Source organism: Xanthobacter autotrophicus, assembly GCF_030015065.1.
Lineage (GTDB): Bacteria > Pseudomonadota > Alphaproteobacteria > Rhizobiales > Xanthobacteraceae > Xanthobacter > Xanthobacter autotrophicus_D.
In genome coordinates, this window is the sequence record NZ_JAIVFN010000025.1 from 26565 (window position 1) to 43836 (window position 17272).

Here is a 17272-nt window from a genome sequence, read left to right on the forward strand (position 1 = left end):
GGTAGGTTGAGGGCGAGATGGGCTGAGGCGCCGGCCGGGCCCGCCCCTGCCTCACCGCTCCTCGGACACCCGCAGCGCTGCCCGTCCCGTGATCTTGCGCTTGCGCGGCGCCGGCGCCGCGGATGGATCCTTCGCCGCCTCTTCCTTCGGAGCCGCATCCGGGCCGGCGGGCGCCTTCCTCGACGCCGCCTTCCTCGCCGGCTTCTCCACGGGCACGCTGGGCGCGCGGCTGCCGTCGGCGAGGGCGAGCAGGGCCTTGATGCGATCCCCCGGCTGGGCCAGCGCCGGCCCGTGGGGATCGGCTCGGGTCAGGAGCGCCTTGGTCTTGGGCGCCGGCACGCCGTCAAGGGCTTCCGCGAAGGCCGCCGGGCCGAGCAGCGCGCGGATCTGCCGAACCTGATCGAGGCCCGTTCCATCAGCGACGAGCTGGGCGCGCACGATCTCGTTCACGGCCTTGCGGGCCGCGTGGCCGGAGGCGGAAAAGAGCGCGGCCTTGCCGCCGATGGCCGCCATCAGCTGAAAGAAGTCCGTCTCCTCACCCATCAAAGCCGTCTCCGTGTCTCGGTCACGAGGTCGCGGACCTGACCCAGCGCCCGGTTCCATTTCTGCTCGAACGTGGGCGCATAGGGAAAGTTCTCCGGATCCATGGCCCGCTCGATGGACGCCTGGTTGTCCACCTCCAGATCAAACATCTCGAACACCGCGCCGGGCTCGGCCGCTTCGTTGCGCAGGCTGGCGAGGGTCTCGCGATGCTGGACCTTGTTGCCGTTCACCCGGCTCGCCAGCACCAGCGGCCGTCGCTTCGGCTGCGGCAGCGCGGACCGGGTGACGTGCGCATTCTCCCACACCGAGGCGCGGAAGGCATCAAAGCCGAGGGTGGAAAGATAATCGGGGATGGTGGGCACGATCACCATGTCAGCAAGGCGGATCGCGACCTCCGTGAAGGCGGAGATGCCGGGGGCGCAGTCGAACAGGATGACATCGTAGAGCGCGCGCAGCTGGCCCAGCGCCTCCTCCAGCACGCGCAGCGACTGGCCTTCAAGAGACCGCATGCCGAAATTCTTCTCGGCGAGGCGCAGCACAATCTCCCGCTCCAGCAGGCGCAGGCGGGGGCTGGCCACCACCATGTCGATGGCGAGCGGCTCGCCGGCCTTCATCACGTGGGAAATGTCGTGGGAGAGATAGGCGGTGATGGGGGTGCGGTCACCGTAGAGCAGCCGGTCGGCGAGAAAGGACGTCACCGACCGGCGCTGTTCCAGGATGACTTTCAGCTGCTCGTCCGGGGCGAAGCAGTAGGAGGCGTTGGCCTGGGCGTCGAGGTCGAGCACCACCACCTTGTGCCCGGCCTCGGCCAGCCCTTCCGCCAGCATGACCACCGTGGTGGTCTTGCCGACTCCCCCCTTCATGTTGGCAACGGCGATCACTCGCCCGTCAGCGTCCGCCATCGGTGCCCCATCCCCGCCCGCTTGTGCGTCGCAACATAATGGGGGAGTGGTGCCCGCTCAACACAACCGGGTCAATACAGCCCGGTCAGATAGTAGAAGCCGATGACGAAAAATACCGCTGCCGTCTTGATGAGGGTGATGGCGAAGATGTCGCCGTAGGACTGGCGATGACTGAGGCCGGTGACTGCCAACAGGGTGATGACCGCGCCGTTGTGCGGCAATGTGTCCATGCCGCCCGAGGCCATGGAGGCCACGCGGTGCATCACCTCCAGCGGAATGCCGTGGGCGTGCGCCTGGGCGATGAACTGGTCCGCCATGGCCGCGAGCGCGATGGACAGGCCGCCCGACGCCGATCCGGTGATGCCGGCCAGCGTCGTCACGGTGATGGCCTCGTTCACCAGCGGGTTGGGGATCGCGCTGAGCGCCGACTTGATGACGAGGAAGCCCGGCAGCGCCGCGATCACCGCGCCGAAGCCGTATTCCGTGGCGGTGTTCAGGCTGGCGAGCAGCGCACCCGACACCGCATCCTTGGAGCCCCCCGCGAACTTGCCGGCGATCGCCTTGAAGCCGAACAGCACCACCGTGAGGATACCCAGCAGCAGCGCCGCCTGAACCGACCAGATGGCCGCCCAGGTGCCGGTGGGCACGCTGACCGCCGCGGCGCCTTCCACCAGGGTGGCGCTCGCGGTGGCGCCGAACCAGCCCGGAATGAGCTTTGCAAAGATGAGGTTGGCGATGCCCACCACCACCAGCGGCAGCAGCGCGAGGAAGGGCGAGACCAGCGGCACGCTCTCGTCCACCACCACCTCGTTGATGTGGCCCTCGCCGTAGCCCTCGCCCTTCTTCTGGGCCTGGCGGCGGCGGAACTCCAGGTAGCTGATGCCCACCACCAGCATGAACAGCGAGCCGGCGATGCCGAGGATGGGCGCCGCATAAGCGGTGGTCTTGAAGAAGGTGGTGGGGATGATGTTCTGGATCTGCGGCGTGCCGGGCAGCGTGTCCATGGTGAAGGAGAAGGCGCCGAGCGCCACCACCGCCGGCAAGAGCCGCTTTGGAATGCCTACCTGCCGGAACATCTCCGCGCCGAACGGATAGATGGCGAACACCACCACGAACAGCGAGACGCCGCCATAGGTGAGCAGCGCGCCCACCAGCACGATGGACAGGATGGCCCGCGACGGCCCCAGCAGCTTCACGATGGACGAGACGATGGAACGCGAGAAGCCCGACAGCTCGATGAGCTTGCCGAACACGGCGCCCAGCAGGAACACGGGGAAGTAGAGCTTGATGAAGCCCACCATCTTTTCCATGAACAGGCCGGAGAAGATGACCGGGACCGCGGAGGGGTCCGTCAGCAGGACGGCGCCAATGGCCGCCACGGGGGCAAAGAGGATGACGCTGAAGCCGCGATAGGCGACCAGCATCAGGAAGCCGAGCGCGGCCAGGCAAATGAGGAAGCTCATAATGCGTCCGGGAAAAGAGGTAGGGGAATCCCTATGGGGAGATAGGGAAGCTAGCCTGTCCTATACCTCTTGGCGACTAGACTTGTGTTTGTGTCCCCCAGCGTAAAGTGCGCCGGCTTGGCAGTGTCCACCGGCTCTGGAGGGCGTCTGGACGCGGGCCGCGAGGATGGCTACCGCGGCCTCGGAGCCGCGCCGGGATCGTCGCCGCCGGGACTGCCGGCACGCCGGTGCCGCCGCCCCCCCCGGGAGGGACGGCGCCGGCACGGCTACCGGGCGGCCCGCAGCCCGCGGCCCGATCAGGGCATGAGGGCGATCTGGTCGAGCCCCAGGGTCTCGGGGAAGCCGAGCACCAGGTTCATGTTCTGCACCGCCTGGCCGGAAGCGCCCTTCACCAGATTGTCCAGGGTCGAGATGAGGATGGCGCGACCCGGATTGCGATCCGCCACCACGCCCAGCATCACCATGTTGGAGCCGCGCACATGGCGCGACTGCGGCACCTGCCCGAACGGCATCACATGCACGAAGGGCTCGCCCTTGTAATAGTCGGCGAGGATGGAATGCAGGTCCTCGGCCCGGGCGCCGGTGGTGCGCACATAGAGGGTGGCGTAGATGCCCCGGTTCATGGGCGCCAGCACCGGCACGAACATGGGCGCCACGGGCCGGCCCGCCGCCTTGGAGAATTCCTGGTCCAGCTCGCCCATGTGCCGGTGGCCGGAGACCGCATAGGCGTGGATGCCCTCCGACACCTCGGAGAACAGCATGGCCTCCTTGGCGGAGCGGCCGGCGCCCGACATGCCGGTCTTGGAATCCACCACGATGCTCTCCGGCTCGATGGCGCCGGCTTCCAGGAGCGGCACGATGGGCAGGATGGCGGTGGAGGAATGGCAGCCGGGATTGGCCACCAGCCGGGCCTTGCGGATGTCGTCGCGGTAGATCTCCACGAGGCCGAACACCGCCTCCTGCTGGAGTTCCAGCGCCTGGTGGGGATGGCCGTACCACTGCTCGTAGGCGCCGGGGTCCTTCAGGCGGAAGTCGGCGGAGAGGTCCACCACCTTCACGTTCGGCGCGGCGTCGAACACCTTCTTGATCACGAGCTGTGTGGTGGCGTGGGGCAGCGCGCAGAACACGAGATCGACGCCGCTGAAGTCCACCTCGTCGATGGTCACGAGCTTCGGCAGGTGGAAGGGCGCGAACTGGGGAAAGACCTCGGCCATGGTCTGGCCGGCCTTGCGGTCGGCGGTGAGCGCCACGATCTCCACGCGCGGATGGCGCAGCAGCAGGCGCACCAGCTCGGACCCGGTGTAGCCGGAGGCTCCGAGAACTGCGATCCTTGCCTTTGCGTCTGCCATGGGGCTCTCCATCGTCGGCGCGCGGGGGTGTTGAGCCGGCGCCGGGCGTCGCTGTCTACACTGCTTTTTGCGACGAATGAAGGACACCAGACCTGTGGTTCCGGCCAATCCGCCGGACGGGCCGGTTGGGCCATTCCCTTGCTATCGCGTGCCGGCTGACCCCGCCGGGCGGAGACCGAGGGGAAGCAGGACCTCCACGCACACGCCGTGAGGCTCCGCGTTTCCCAGGCGGATGTCGCCCCGCATGGCCTCGACCCGGCTGTTGAGGCTGGAGAGGCAGGCCCGGCCCGGATCGGGCGGCCCACCCGGAAAGCCCGGCCCGGCATCGCTGACGGTGAGCACGAGACAGCCCTGTCCCGCCCGCGCGTGAACCGCCTGCCGGACGCCGCCGCCATGGCGGAAGCCGTTGGCAAGGGCCTCCTGCACGATGCGGAAGGCGCTCACCTTCACCGATTTGCGCACATGGGGCGGCAGGGGGCCGAGGCTCAGGGCCACCTCTTTGCCGGTGATCTTCTCATGCCCGGCCACGGCGAGGCGGATCGCGCCCTCGAGGTCCTGGCCGTCCAGCTCCGGCAGGGCCAGCCCGGAGGTGATGTCGCGCAGCTCGGCCACGATCTGCTGCATCTCCTCGCCCAGCGCCCGCCCCGCCTGCGTCTCGTCGAGCCGCAGGGCCAGGATGGCGAGGCGCTGGATCGGGCCGTCATGAATGTCGGAGCCGACCCTTGCCAGGGTCTTCTCGATGGCGACCATCGCATCGTGCCGCGCCTGCTCCGCGAGGCGTGTCAGCACCGCGCTGCGCCGGCCGAGGAGACGGGCGTGGCGCGCCTGCCGCACCAGCGCCGTGCGCTGTCGCTCGATGGTCGCCGCTGCGCTGGTGACAAGCAGATAGAGCAAGCCGATCATCACCACCGTCGCGGCACCGACGATGGGCCAGGTCTTGAGGCTTTCCGCCCGCGCCACGCGATCAATCTCGCCACTCCACTGGTCCGCGCCGGCAATGGCGGCGATGGTGCCGGCCGCCGGATCAAGGACGGGGGTGAAGACGCGCATGACGGCGCCGCGCTCGGTGTGGAACGCGGAGCCGCGCTGCCGCACCACGGTCTCCCCCGAAAGCACGCTGGTCCGCACGTCGACCGGCAAGGTTTCGCCCATTGCCTGCCGACCCACGGAAAAGACCTCGACCCCGTCGGTGGTCCAGACCGTGATCGCCGCGAACTCCTTGCGCAGGCCGCCCTCGAACTCCGCGGAAAGCAGCCGGGCGGCGACTTCCGCCCTGGGATCGGAACGGGACATCAGGACGGCCACATGGTCGCTCAGCATGTCGTCGAGGAAGCGGGCGGTGGCGGCGATGGCGCTCTGCCGCCAGTCGGTTTCGATGCGGCTCTGGATCCAGGCGCCCAGCACCAGCATGAACCCGGCGAACATGAGCGATGCGGACAGCAGGAACTTGGTGCGCAGGCCAAGCCGCATCCACAGACGGACCAAAGTCGCGGGGCCTGTTACCGACCAAGGTCGGAGCTTGCCCGGTCCATCAGCCTCAGGGCTTTCCCGGTAATCGACGGGTCCAGAACGCGGGACCTTCTGGTCTATGTGGTTTGCCATGGCTTGTTCACCATCACCACGACTGGAACAGTCAGGGTAGCGGCAATTCCGCGTCCGGCCAAAGAAATAGTGACCCTGCGGAAACGGACCCGCGCCCCTGGAAGTCTTAGGGCCCTGCCCGGAAGGAATTCCGCGTGCCGGGGCCGTCACCGACGGAGGGCGTCATGGTCCAGCTGGTGCGCAACGATCTCGAATTCATCCTGCAGCAGATCAAGATTGCGGAGGCCCATGCGGCGGGGATCCCGCTGACGGAAATCCGGCTCGACGCCAATGGCGACGTGATCGCCGATCCCGCCTGGTACCTTTCCCCCGCCTTCGACCCGAATGCGCCGCGCGCCATTCCCGATCCCAAGACCCCCTTCGGCCTGCGCACGGTGGACGGCACTTACAACAACATCGTCGATGGCCGAGAAACCTGGGGCGCGGCGGACCAGCCGATGCCGCGCATGCTCGACCCCAACTTCATCAACGACGCCGACAGCGACCAGATGGATCTCGGACCGGGCGGCATCGTCACCAACACCGATTATGGCGCCGCCGGCAACGTGGCGGACGCAGACCCGAGGCTCATCTCGAACCTCGTGGCCGACATGAGCTTCAACAATCCCGCCGCCATCGTCGCCGCCCTCACCTATGCCGGCTCGACCACCATTTATGGCGTCGGCGGCGACCTCGAGCAGGTGCGCGACGGCCATGCCGCGCTCATGGCGGCGCTCTCCGATCCCGGCGCGGACCAGGCGGCGAAGGACGCCGCGCAGGCGGCCTTCGACGCGCTGCTGGCCGCCAAGGGCCTTGAGCAGGCGAACGGCTCCCTCGTCATCCCCAACGTGGCGCCCGACGAGGGCCTCTCGGCGCCCTTCAGCAGCTGGATGACCTTCTTCGGCCAGTTCTTCGACCACGGCCTCGACCTGATCTCGAAGGGCGGCAACGGCACCATCTTCATCCCGCTCGCGCCCGACGACCCGCTCGTCACCCATGGTCCGGACGGCATCCCCGGCTCGGGCGACGAGGTGTCGCCGCAGAACGCCTTCATGGTGCTCACCCGCTCCACCCCGGTCGCGGGGCCGGGGGCGGACGGCGTCATGGGCACCGCCGACGACACCACCCACGAGGCGGTGAACACCACCACGCCCTTCGTGGACCAGAACCAGACCTACACCTCCCACCCCTCCCACCAGGTGTTCCTGCGCGAATACGCCACCGGGACCGACGGCAAGACCGTGGCCACCGGCCGCCTGCTCAACGGCGCCGATGGCGGCCTGCCCACCTGGGGCGACGTGAAGGCGCAGGCCCGCGAGATGCTCGGCATCGAGCTCACCGACGGCGACGTGGTGAACCTGCCGCTGCTGCGCACCGACGCCTATGGCCGCTTCATCCCCAACGCGGACGGCTATGCGCAGGTCATCGTCGGCATCGGCGTCGACGGCATTCCCAACACGGCGGACGACGTGGTGGTGTCGGGCACGGCCGATGCGCCGGTGAACACCTTCACGGCGGGCGCCATCCGCACCGGCCACGCCTTCCTCGACGACATCGCCCACGCCGCCAACCCCATTAACAGCCAGACCGGGGCGCTGAAGACCGAGGATGCGGATGGGGTCGTCAACGGCGACCTCGACGGCAATGGCGTCATCGACGGGGCCGAGGTGGCGCTCCAGCCGGGCGCCTATGACGGTGAACTGTTGAACCTCCACTACATCACTGGCGACGGGCGCGGGAACGAGAATATCGGCCTCACCGCGGTCCACCACGTCTTCCATTCCGAGCACAACCGGCAGGTGGACGCGCAGAAACTCACCATCCTCAATTCCGGCGACACCGCCTTCATCAATGAATGGCTTTCCGGCTCCTTCTCCGGGCTGCCGGCAGGCTTCGCCGAGATGACGAAGCTGGAGCAGCTCGACTATGCGAATACGTTGAGCTGGGACGGCGAGCGCCTGTTCCAGGCCGCGCGCTTCGCCACCGAGATGCAGTACCAGCACCTCGTCTTTGAAGAATTCGCGCGGAAGATCCAGCCGGCCATCGACCCGTTCGTCTTCAACAGCGTCACCGACATCAACCCCGCGATCTTCGCGGAGTTCGCGCACACGGTCTATCGCTTCGGCCACTCGATGCTCACCGAGAACATCGCGATGGTGGATGGCAACGGCCAGATGACGGAAATGGGCCTCATCGAGGCCTTCCTGAATCCCACCGCCTTCGCCGGCCTCGGCACCTCGGACGAGGCGACCGCCGCCCTCATCCATGGCATGTCCATGCAGCCGGGCAACGAGATCGACGAGTTCGTCACCGGCGCGCTGCGCAACAACCTGCTGGGCCTGCCGCTGGACCTTGCCGCCATCAACATCGCCCGCGGCCGCGACACCGGCGTCCCCTCCCTCAACGACGCGCGGGAGCAGCTCTACGCCGCGACCGGCTCCAGCTTCCTCACCCCTTACGAGAACTGGGTGGACTTCGCGGCGAACCTGAAGAACCCGCTATCGGTGGTGAATTTCATCGCCGCCTACGGCACACACGCCAGCATCACCGCCGCCACCACCTCCGAGGACAAGCGCGCGGCCGCATGGGATCTCGTGTTCGGCGTCGCCGGCGAAACGGCCGAGCAGAAGGCCGAGCGCCTCGCCTGGCTCAACGGGCCGGCGGCGGAGACCGGCGTGAACAGTATCGACCTGTGGATCGGCGGCCTTGCGGAGAAGGAGATGCCGTTCGGCGGCATGCTCGGCTCCACCTTCAACGCCGTGTTCGAGGCGCAGCTTGAAAACCTGCAGGACGGCGACCGCTTCTACTACCTCACCCGCACCCAGGGCCTGAACTTCCTCAACGCCCTGGAGCAGAACTCCTTCTCCAAGATGATCCTTGCCAACACCGACCTGGCCGATCCCGGCCCGGACGGCATCCGCGGCACGCCGGACGACATCGTGGCGCGGCACGTGGGCATTGATGTCTTCGCGCGCTACGACCACTACCTGGAGGTCAATGCCGCCATGCAGCTGGAGCCCGATCCCACCGGCAACGATCCGGTGCTGGAAGGCATGGGCCTCGGCAAGGTGCAGCGCGACAATCCGGCCACTCCCGGCCTCGACACCAACTACCTGCGCTACACCGGCGGCGAGCACGTCAATTTCGGCGGCACCAACGGGGATGACATCATCATCGCCGACTTCGGCGACGATTCCATCTGGGGCGACGCCGGCAACGACCGCATCGAGTCGGGTGCGGGCGTCGATCTCGTCAATGGCGGCGCCGGCGACGACATCCTCACCGATTCCGGCGACACCGGCGACTTCCTGAAGGGCGAGGCCGGCGACGACGTGATCGCCAATTCCAACGGCCTCGACGTCCTCATGGGCGGCACCGGCAAGGATGCCATCTTCGTCGGCGTGGACGACACCGAGGTGTTCGGCGGCGAAGGCGACGACTTCATCCTTGGCGGCGCGGGCGTCGACTTCCTGCTCGGCAATGAAGGCGACGACTGGATCGAGGCCGGCGCAGGCTTCGACACCACCGCCGGCGACAATTCCCAGCTCTTCTTCAACTCGAACATCATCGGGCACGACGTGATGTTCGCCGGCTCCGACGAACATGATTTCGATGCCGAATCCGGCGACGACATCATGGTCCAGGGCGAGAGCGTCATGCGCAACGAGGGCATGTTCGGCTTCGACTGGGTCACCTTCCAGGGTGCGAACATCGACGGCTATGCCGACATGCGCATCAAGATCTTCACCACCGAGGAGCAGGACATCCTGCGCAACCGCTTCGACAAGGTGGAGGCGCTGTCCGGGTGGCACAACGACGACACCCTGATCGGCGACGACCGCGTCGCCGACGCCGCGCTTCCGGCAGACGCCACGGCCGAGGGAACCTTCTTCCAGGACGAGCTGAGCCAGGCCGGCGTCGATCGCATCGACGGCCTGCGCCAGCTGCTCGGCACGCTGGTGGCTGCCGCGCCCGTGGGCGCCAGCGCGGCGGAGCTTGAAAGCGTCATTGCCTTCACCGGCGGCAACATTCTGCTCGGCGGTGGTGGCTCGGACCGCCTCCAGGGCAACGGCGGCGACGACGTGATCGACGGCGACGCCTGGCTCAACGTGCGCATCCGCATCACCCAGCCGGGCACGGAAAACAGCGCGGCCAACGAGATCGCCAGCGTCGACAGTCTCGGCCACGTCTTCCCGGCGGATTTCGCCAACCCGGCCTGGGCCGGCAAGTCCCTGTTCCAGCTGATGATCGACCGCGTGATCACACCTTCGCAGCTCCACATCGTGCGGGAGATCGAGGCGGCGCCCGACAGTGAAGTCGACACCGCTGTGTTCTGGGACGTCCAGGAAAACTACGTGATCACTCCCGTTCTCAGCTCCGGCCCGGAACGCCTGGTCACGGTCACCCACGTCACGGTGACCCCCGGGGTCATCGACCCGAGCACGGGCCGCCCCCACGTCTCCGACGGCACCGACACGCTGCGCAACGTCGAACTCCTGCAGTTCGCCGACGGCACCATCGAGGTCGCGGACTTCTTCCCCGACCCGAACAGCCCGGCCACCGGCGCGCCGGCGATCAGCGACGCGACGCCCACCGAGGGGCAGGTGCTCTCCGTGAACGTCGCGACCATCGCCGACGCCAACGGCGTCGGGACCCTTGCCTATCAGTGGCAGACCTCCTCGGACGGCGGCACCACGTGGAACAACGTTCCGGCCGCCCAGGGCGGCACCGCGCCGACCTTCACGCCGGCCCAGGCCCAGGTGGGCGCGCTGCTGCGCGTCGCGGTCTCCTTCACCGATGGCGACGGCTACAGCGAGAGCGTCACCTCCGCGCCCACCGGCGTGGTAGGCGACCTGTTCACCGGGGCGAACGGCATCAACAACACCTTCAACGGCACGGCCGGCGACGACATGGCCACCGGCGGCAACCCCGGCGGGTTCTTCGGCCTCACGGGCGGTAACGACACCCTCAATGGCGGCGCCGGAAACGACGTGCTGAACGGCCTCAACGGCAGCGACACCCTCACGGGCGGGGCCGGAAACGACACCCTCACCGGGGGCGGAGGGCTCGTGGACACGGCCGTCCATGCCGGCAGCGCGCGCAACTTCAACTTCGCCCAGTCGGGCGCCGACATCGTCGTCTCCGACCTGACCGGGGCGGAGGGTACGGACACCCTCAACGGCATCGAGCAGATGCGCTTCGCCGGCACCGACTATACCGTGGTGACCAGCGCCACGAACACGCTCAATGGCGGCACCGGCCTGCTGCAAGGCAACCGCGCCGACATCCTGCTCGGCTTCGCCGGCGCCGACACCATGAACGGCAACGGCGGCACCGACATCCTGGTGGGCGGCGCCGGCAACGACACGGCCAACGGCGGCGCCGGCAACGACACAATCCTGTGGCGGGTGGGCGACGGCCGCGATTTGATGGATGGCGGCACCGGCACCGACACCGTCCATGTGGCCGGCGACAGCACCACGGAGACGTTCCACATCTGGACGGTGGCGGAGGCCACGGCTGCCGGCATCACCGGGCTCGCCGGCACGACCGAGATCGTCATCACCCGCAACGGCACCAATACTGCTGACGTCATCGCCGAGCTCGACAATATCGAGGAGATCGTCATCAACGGCTTCGGCGGCGGCGACACCTTCGTGCCGCACGGCAACTTCGGCACGACATCGCTTTCCACCAGCACCATCACGCTCGAAGGCGGCTCCGGCGACGACACGGTGGACATCTCGCAGCTCACGTCCGCGCACCGGGTGGTGTTCCGCTCCAACGGCGGCAACGACACCGTCATCGGCACGCCGCGGCCGCAGGACGTGTTCGACGGTTCGTCCATCAGCTTTGCCGGAACCGACCCCGGAACATCCGGCGGGAGCGGGGATGACGGCCCCACCGGCGCCTTCGCCCTGACCCCGCGCGATATCGAGGGGCTGAAGAAGCTCATCTCCGGCGTCCTGCCCTTCCCGGACGACGACGACGCCGAGAACGGGCTGGGACCGCGCACCATCTCCGGCGCCGGCAACAATGTGGACAATCCGGACTACGGCAAGTCCGATACCCTGTTCCTCCGCCTCACCCAGGCGCGCTACGGGGAATACGACGCGGCCACCGGCAACCACGCGGTCAATCCCATCTTCGACGGGCTCGACCCGCGGGCCATCTCCAACCTCATCGGCACCCAGGAGGCGGGCCTGCCGACCAATGCCGAAGGCGCCAACATCTTCTTCATGGCGTTCGGCCAGTATTTCGACCACGGCCTCGACTTCATCGCCAAGAGCGCGGCCAACGGGAAGATCGAGATCGGCGGGGCCGGCACCGGGGCGCCGGGCTCCGGCAATCCGGCCGACCTCACCCGTGCCGAAGTGGTGGGCTTTGACGCCGACGGCACGCCGCAGCACATCAACAAGACCACCGCCTTCGTGGACCAGAACCAGGCCTATGGCTCGCACGGCCTCGTTGGCCAGTTCCTGCGGCAGGGCGATGGCGAGGGCGGGCTCTCGTCCTATCTCCTGAAGGGCGCGCCGGACCCCTCCAGCCCGACCTTCGCCCTGCTGCCGACCCTGCGGGAGGCGCTCCAGCACCACTGGGACAACGACACGGTCTTCACCGACCCGTCCCTGCCCGGCGGCGCCGTCTCCTTCCGCGACTATTTCACGGATTACGAGGTCTCGCCCGGGGTCACGGCCGACCTCGTCAATCCCGATGGCAGCTTCAACCCGGACGTGGTGGCGAAGCTCGCCGGCAACTTCATGGGCTCCGGCCAGGCCCTGCTGCTCGACGTGAATCCGTTCATGAACCTGCTCGACAATTACGTGGCGGGCGACGGACGGACCAACGAGAACTTCGCGCTCACCTCGGTGCACACCATCTGGGCGCGGAACCACAACTTCCATGTGGACCAGCTGAAGGCCGCCGGGTTCGACGGCACCGAGCAGGAACTGTTCGACGCCGCCAAGGTGCTCAACGAAGCCGAATACCAGCGCGTCGTCTTCACCGAGTTCGCCGACAAGCTGCTCGGCGGCATGCGGGGCGACGGCGACCACGGCCACAGCGACTACAACCCCGATGCCGATCCCGGCATCTCCCACGAGTTCGCCGCGGCCGCCTACCGTTTCGGCCATTCGCTGATCGGCCAGACCCTGACCGTGCTCGACGCCAACGGCCAGCCGCGACAGGTGGCGCTGTTCGACGCCTTCCTCAACCCCACCAACGACGCGGAGGCGTTCACCACCGATCCCACCGCCCATTACACGCCGCAGCCCGGCTATGAACAGCTCGGCGTCAACGCCATCCTCGGCGGCATCGTCAGCCAGCCGGCGGAGGCGGTGGACTTCAACATCGTCGACGCGGTGCGCAACGACCTGGTGCGCCTCAACGCCGACCTGTTCTCCTTCAACCTCGCCCGCGGCCGCGATGTGGGCCTCGGCACGCTGAACCAGGTCCGCATGGACCTCGCCGCCTCCACCGACCCCTATGTGCAGGAAGCGGCGGGCCATGCCGGCGACATGTCGGCCTATGCCTCCTGGGAGGACTTCCAGCAGCGCAACGGCCTCTCCGACACGGTGATCGCCCAGTTCAAGGCCGCTTACCCCGACCTCGTCCTGGCGACGCCGGAGGACATCGCCGCCTTCGTCGCCGTCAATCCGGACATCGCGCTTCTCGACGGCGACAACGGGGCGAAGATCGTCAAGGGCATCGACCGGGTGGACCTGTGGGTAGGCGGCCTCGCCGAGACCCATGTGAACGGCGGCATGGTGGGCCAGACCTTCTGGACCATCCTGCACGAGCAGTTCGACCGGCTCCAGGAAGCCGATCGCTTCTACTACAAGGACCGCGTCGAAGCCTTCGACTTCTACGAAGACTTCATCGACGGGCAGGAGTTCTCGGACATCATCCTGCGCAATACCGGTCTCCAGGGCCTCGCCGAAAGCGTCTTCGACACCGAGATTCCCGACGACGCGGACGAGGACGACGAGACCGCGAACGACGGGGACGAGGACGACGACACCCCGGAGGACCCCGTCGGGGAGGACGATGACGACGAGGTCGCCGAGAACGACGAGGACGAGGAAGAGGACGAGGAAGAAGAAGAGGACAACGATAACGAGGAGGAACAGGACGAGGACGAAGACGAGGACGAGGAGGACGTCGCCGAAAACGAGGAGGAGGACGACGACGACCACGCCCCCGCCCCTCCGGCGCCATCGAACCCTGCGAATCCGGCCGCCGCCATCGCGGCGTTCCTGGAACACTTCTTGGGCGGACGCGGGGGCGATGCCCTCTCGGGCCTGGTGGAGAAACTCACGGCCTTCCTCGACCGCTTCGGGGACGATCGCGGCCCGCGCCATGCGGACGACGACGCCCAAGGCACGACGCAGGGCACGACACAGGTCGCCGGCACCAACGGGAGCGATCACGACGACAGCGACGCTCCATCCGGCGGACGGCCCGATGACGACTGGCACCACCGCGGACGGTTCGACCGGCGGGACGACACGCGGGACGACGATGACGGCCTTCCCGGCCTTGCCGCCACGGCGGCGGCGCCGGAAGCACCCGACGCCGGCCATGCCCCGCGCGGCATGTGGGGGCACACCGCCCTCGACCGGTCCGACGGCCCCGCCGACCGCACGGTCGATCTCGACCGGACGGACGACGGCGGCCACGGCCATCATGTCCATGGGCGCGGCGGCTGGGGTGGCTGGGGCGACCGCGAGGGCCGGAACGTGTCCACCGGCTCCGGGGACGACACCATCGTCGCCGGTCGCCGCGCCAATGTGATGGACGGCGGCGAGGGCGAGGACGTCTTCGTGTTCCGCTCGGTCATGGCGGCGGACGGCGACAGGATCCTCGGCTTCGAGCCCGGCGACATGATCGACCTCTCCGCCATCGACGCGAACCGGGGCATGGCAGGGGAACAGGCCTTCACCCTGGTCAACGGCCCGCTCAGCGGACCGGCCCAGGTCGCCGTCACGGTCGAGACCAGCGAGGCGGGAGAGGCGGGAGAGGTCACCGTCATCGAGGGCTCCGTGAATGACGATGCCGCCGCCGACTTCCGCATCGAGATCGCGGGCCGGCACGACGTGAAGCCCGAGAACCTCGTGCTGTGATGTCCCGAGGCGGGGGCGCCCCAGCCCCCGCCTTTTCCATCTGTTCCCGCAAGTCCCCGTGTCTCCTCCAGTGGTTCATCAGGGCGGCCCACCATGGCGACCTCATCCAGCGCTTCCGCCAGATCCCGCACAGATCGCGAGCGCGACCTGAAAAAGCTGACGGCCGGCTTCCGCAGCATGGCGGTGTTTCTGTTCATCGTCTCCGGCGCCATCAACATCCTGGCACTCACCGGCTCGTTCTACATGATGCAGGTGTACGACCGGGCACTCACCTCCGGCAGCATCCCCACCCTTGTCGCGCTCTCGGTTCTGGCCCTCGGGCTCTACATGTTCCAGGGCGCGTTCGACCTCATCCGGTCGCAGGTGCTGGTGCGGGTGGGGGCGCGCTTCGACCGGTCGGTGGCGCCCATCGCCCACAAGGTGGTGGTGGACATGCCGCGCCTCGGCTTCTCCACCACCGAGGCCATCGAGCGCGGCCGCGACGTGGACACGGTGCGCAACTTCCTCGGCAGCACCGGGCCCGGCGCCCTGTTCGACCTGCCCTGGGTGCCCATCTACGTCGCCTTCGTCTACATCCTGCATCCCTGGCTCGGCGCGCTGGTGCTCGGCGGGGCCATGGTGCTCACCGTGCTCGCGCTGGCGAGCGAAGTGGTCTCGCGCCGTCTCGCGGCGGACACGCGCCGGGCGGCGCTGGCGCGCAACACCATCGCCGATTCCAACGCCCGCAACGCCGAGGTGCTCAAGGCCATGGGCTTTGCCGGCGATGCCGTCGAGCGCTTCCGCGTCGCCAATATCGAGCACCTCGCCCTGCAGACCCGATCCAACGACATCACTGGTGCGTTCGGGGCCGTGTCACGGGTGCTGCGCATGGTGCTGCAATCGGCGACGCTCGGCCTCGGCGCCTATCTCACCATCCATGGCGACATGTCGGCGGGCGGCATCATCGCCGCGTCGGTGGCCGGCGGCCGGGCCCTCGCCCCGGTGGACCTCGCCATCGGCAACTGGCGCGGCTTCGTGGGCGCACGGCAGGCCTTCGGGCGGCTCAAGGAGACCATCGTCGCCCTCGGCAAGCTGCCCGAGCGGATCGAGCTGCCCGCCCCGTGCGCCTCGCTGAAGGTGGAGAAGATCACCGTGGCGGCGCCGGGCAACGGCCAGGTGCTGCTCAGCGAGGTCGCCTTCGAGATCAAGGCCGGGCAGGCGGCCGGCATCATCGGGCCGAGCGCGGGGGGCAAGACCACCCTGGTGCGCGCCATCACCGGCATCTGGCCCTGCCTGCGCGGCGGCGTGCGCCTCGACGATGCGGAGATCGGCCAATGGACGGAGGAAGCCATCGGCCGCCATGTGGGCTACCTGCCGCAGAATGTGTGCCTGCTGGACGCCACCGTGGCGCAGAACATCTCGCGCCTCGCCAGCGTGCGCGACGATGCGGCGGTGGTGGAAGCGGCGAAGGCCGCCGGCGTGCACGAGATGATCCTGCGCCTGCCGGAGGGCTACCAGACCCCCCTCGGCTCGGAAGGCGCGGCGCTGTCGGCAGGCCAGCGCCAGCGCATCGGCCTTGCCCGCGCGCTCTACGGCAACCCCTTCCTGGTGGTGCTGGACGAGCCGAATGCCAATCTCGATGCCGACGGCGAGACGGCGCTCCGGGAAGCGATCACCGCGATCAGGGCGCGCGGCGGCATCTGCGTGGTGGTGGCCCACCGGCCCAGCGCGCTTGCCGCGGTGGACCTCGTCGGACTTGTCCAGAACGGACGCCTCGCAGCCTTCGGCCCGAAGGAAGAGGTACTGCGGCTGGAGGCCGTCGACGCGCGAGCGGCCGAAAGGCCGCGCACCGCGCCGGCCCAGCCGGCCTTTCAGGCCGTGGGAGCGTGAACTCGGGAGCGTGACATGATCATCGTGAAGGGAACCCGCACCGGCGGTGGGCCCAAGGCAGCCGCCGCCGAGATCTACCGAACCCACGACGAGAAGCCGGGCGGGCGCATCGTCGCCCTGGTCAGCGCCGGCCTTGCCGGTGCGCTCGCCTTCCTGGCGGCCGGGACCACCGGCGCCGAGGCAAGGCCCGAGCCGGCGCCCGCACCGAAGCCTGCCGGCAACGAACCGGATGCGCCCACGGCCGAGCCGGCGGCCACGGCGGGCGCCGCCGCAGCGCTTGAGGAACCGCCGGAGCAGGAGCCCGACGCGCCCTATGCCCCCCGGCTGCCGGAGATGACGGCATTCGCCGACGCCCCCATGGTGCCCGACATGCCGGGCCGCCTCGGCCGTTCCGGCGCGGCCATGCGACAGCCCTCCGACGACGCCGCGCCCCTGCCCGCCCC

General features: G+C 68.5%; 8 protein-coding genes. 3 read left to right on the forward strand and 5 right to left on the reverse strand.

Annotation, left to right across the window (positions count from 1 at the left end; translation table 11 throughout):
• Positions 1-51: 51 nt before the first annotated feature.
• The 5 genes from K9U40_RS07640 to K9U40_RS07660 all read right to left on the reverse strand — a co-directional run bounded on the left by K9U40_RS07640 (position 52) and on the right by K9U40_RS07660 (position 5742).
• Positions 52-543 (reverse strand): hypothetical protein, encoded by a 492-nt coding sequence (locus K9U40_RS07640; protein ID WP_282889617.1) that lies wholly within the window; start codon positions 541-543, stop codon positions 52-54.
• The gene (locus tag K9U40_RS07645) at positions 543-1445 is read right to left on the reverse strand and encodes a ParA family protein (protein ID WP_282889618.1); all 903 of its coding nucleotides are present in this window, start codon (positions 1443-1445) and stop codon (positions 543-545) included. Before K9U40_RS07645 ends, K9U40_RS07640 begins: the two co-directional genes overlap by 1 nt.
• Positions 1446-1516: 71 nt before the next feature.
• A complete protein-coding gene (locus tag K9U40_RS07650) occupies positions 1517-2908 on the reverse strand; it encodes a GntP family permease (protein WP_282889619.1) in 1392 nt (463 codons plus the stop codon).
• A 296-nt stretch (positions 2909-3204) separates the two neighbouring features.
• Positions 3205-4257, reverse strand: a complete 1053-nt coding sequence (gene argC, locus K9U40_RS07655) for an N-acetyl-gamma-glutamyl-phosphate reductase (RefSeq protein WP_282889620.1) — start codon at positions 4255-4257, stop codon at positions 3205-3207.
• Between the two features lie 141 nt (positions 4258-4398).
• A complete protein-coding gene (locus K9U40_RS07660) occupies positions 4399-5742 on the reverse strand; it encodes a sensor histidine kinase (protein WP_282889621.1) in 1344 nt (447 codons plus the stop codon).
• 281 nt (positions 5743-6023) lie between these two features.
• Here K9U40_RS07660 and K9U40_RS07665 point away from each other — a divergent pair, with 281 nt between their 5' ends.
• From K9U40_RS07665 to K9U40_RS07675, 3 genes are all read left to right on the forward strand, one after another.
• Positions 6024-14960 carry a peroxidase family protein gene (locus tag K9U40_RS07665; RefSeq protein ID WP_282889622.1) on the forward strand — a complete coding sequence of 2979 codons (8937 nt, stop codon included), beginning with the start codon at positions 6024-6026 and terminating at the stop codon, positions 14958-14960.
• 93 nt (positions 14961-15053) lie between these two features.
• The gene (locus K9U40_RS07670; protein ID WP_282889623.1) at positions 15054-16829 is read left to right on the forward strand and encodes a type I secretion system permease/ATPase; all 1776 of its coding nucleotides are present in this window, start codon (positions 15054-15056) and stop codon (positions 16827-16829) included.
• Positions 16830-16844: 15 nt separating this feature from the next.
• Positions 16845-17272: hypothetical protein (locus K9U40_RS07675; RefSeq protein WP_282889624.1), on the forward strand; the 428-nt coding region annotated here is incomplete at its 3' end.

Bases quoted from the DNA above. Each gene is read 5' to 3' on its own strand.
- K9U40_RS07670 (WP_282889623.1), top strand. From the start codon at position 15,054: ATGGCGACCTCATCCAGCGCTTCCGCCAGATCCCGCACAGATCGCGAG.
- K9U40_RS07665 (WP_282889622.1), top strand. From the start codon at position 6,024: ATGGTCCAGCTGGTGCGCAACGATCTCGAATTCATCCTGCAGCAGATC.
- argC (WP_282889620.1), bottom strand. From the start codon at position 4,257: ATGGCAGACGCAAAGGCAAGGATCGCAGTTCTCGGAGCCTCCGGCTAC.
- K9U40_RS07650 (WP_282889619.1), bottom strand. From the start codon at position 2,908: ATGAGCTTCCTCATTTGCCTGGCCGCGCTCGGCTTCCTGATGCTGGTC.
- K9U40_RS07645 (WP_282889618.1), bottom strand. From the start codon at position 1,445: ATGGCGGACGCTGACGGGCGAGTGATCGCCGTTGCCAACATGAAGGGG.
- K9U40_RS07640 (WP_282889617.1), bottom strand. From the start codon at position 543: ATGGGTGAGGAGACGGACTTCTTTCAGCTGATGGCGGCCATCGGCGGC.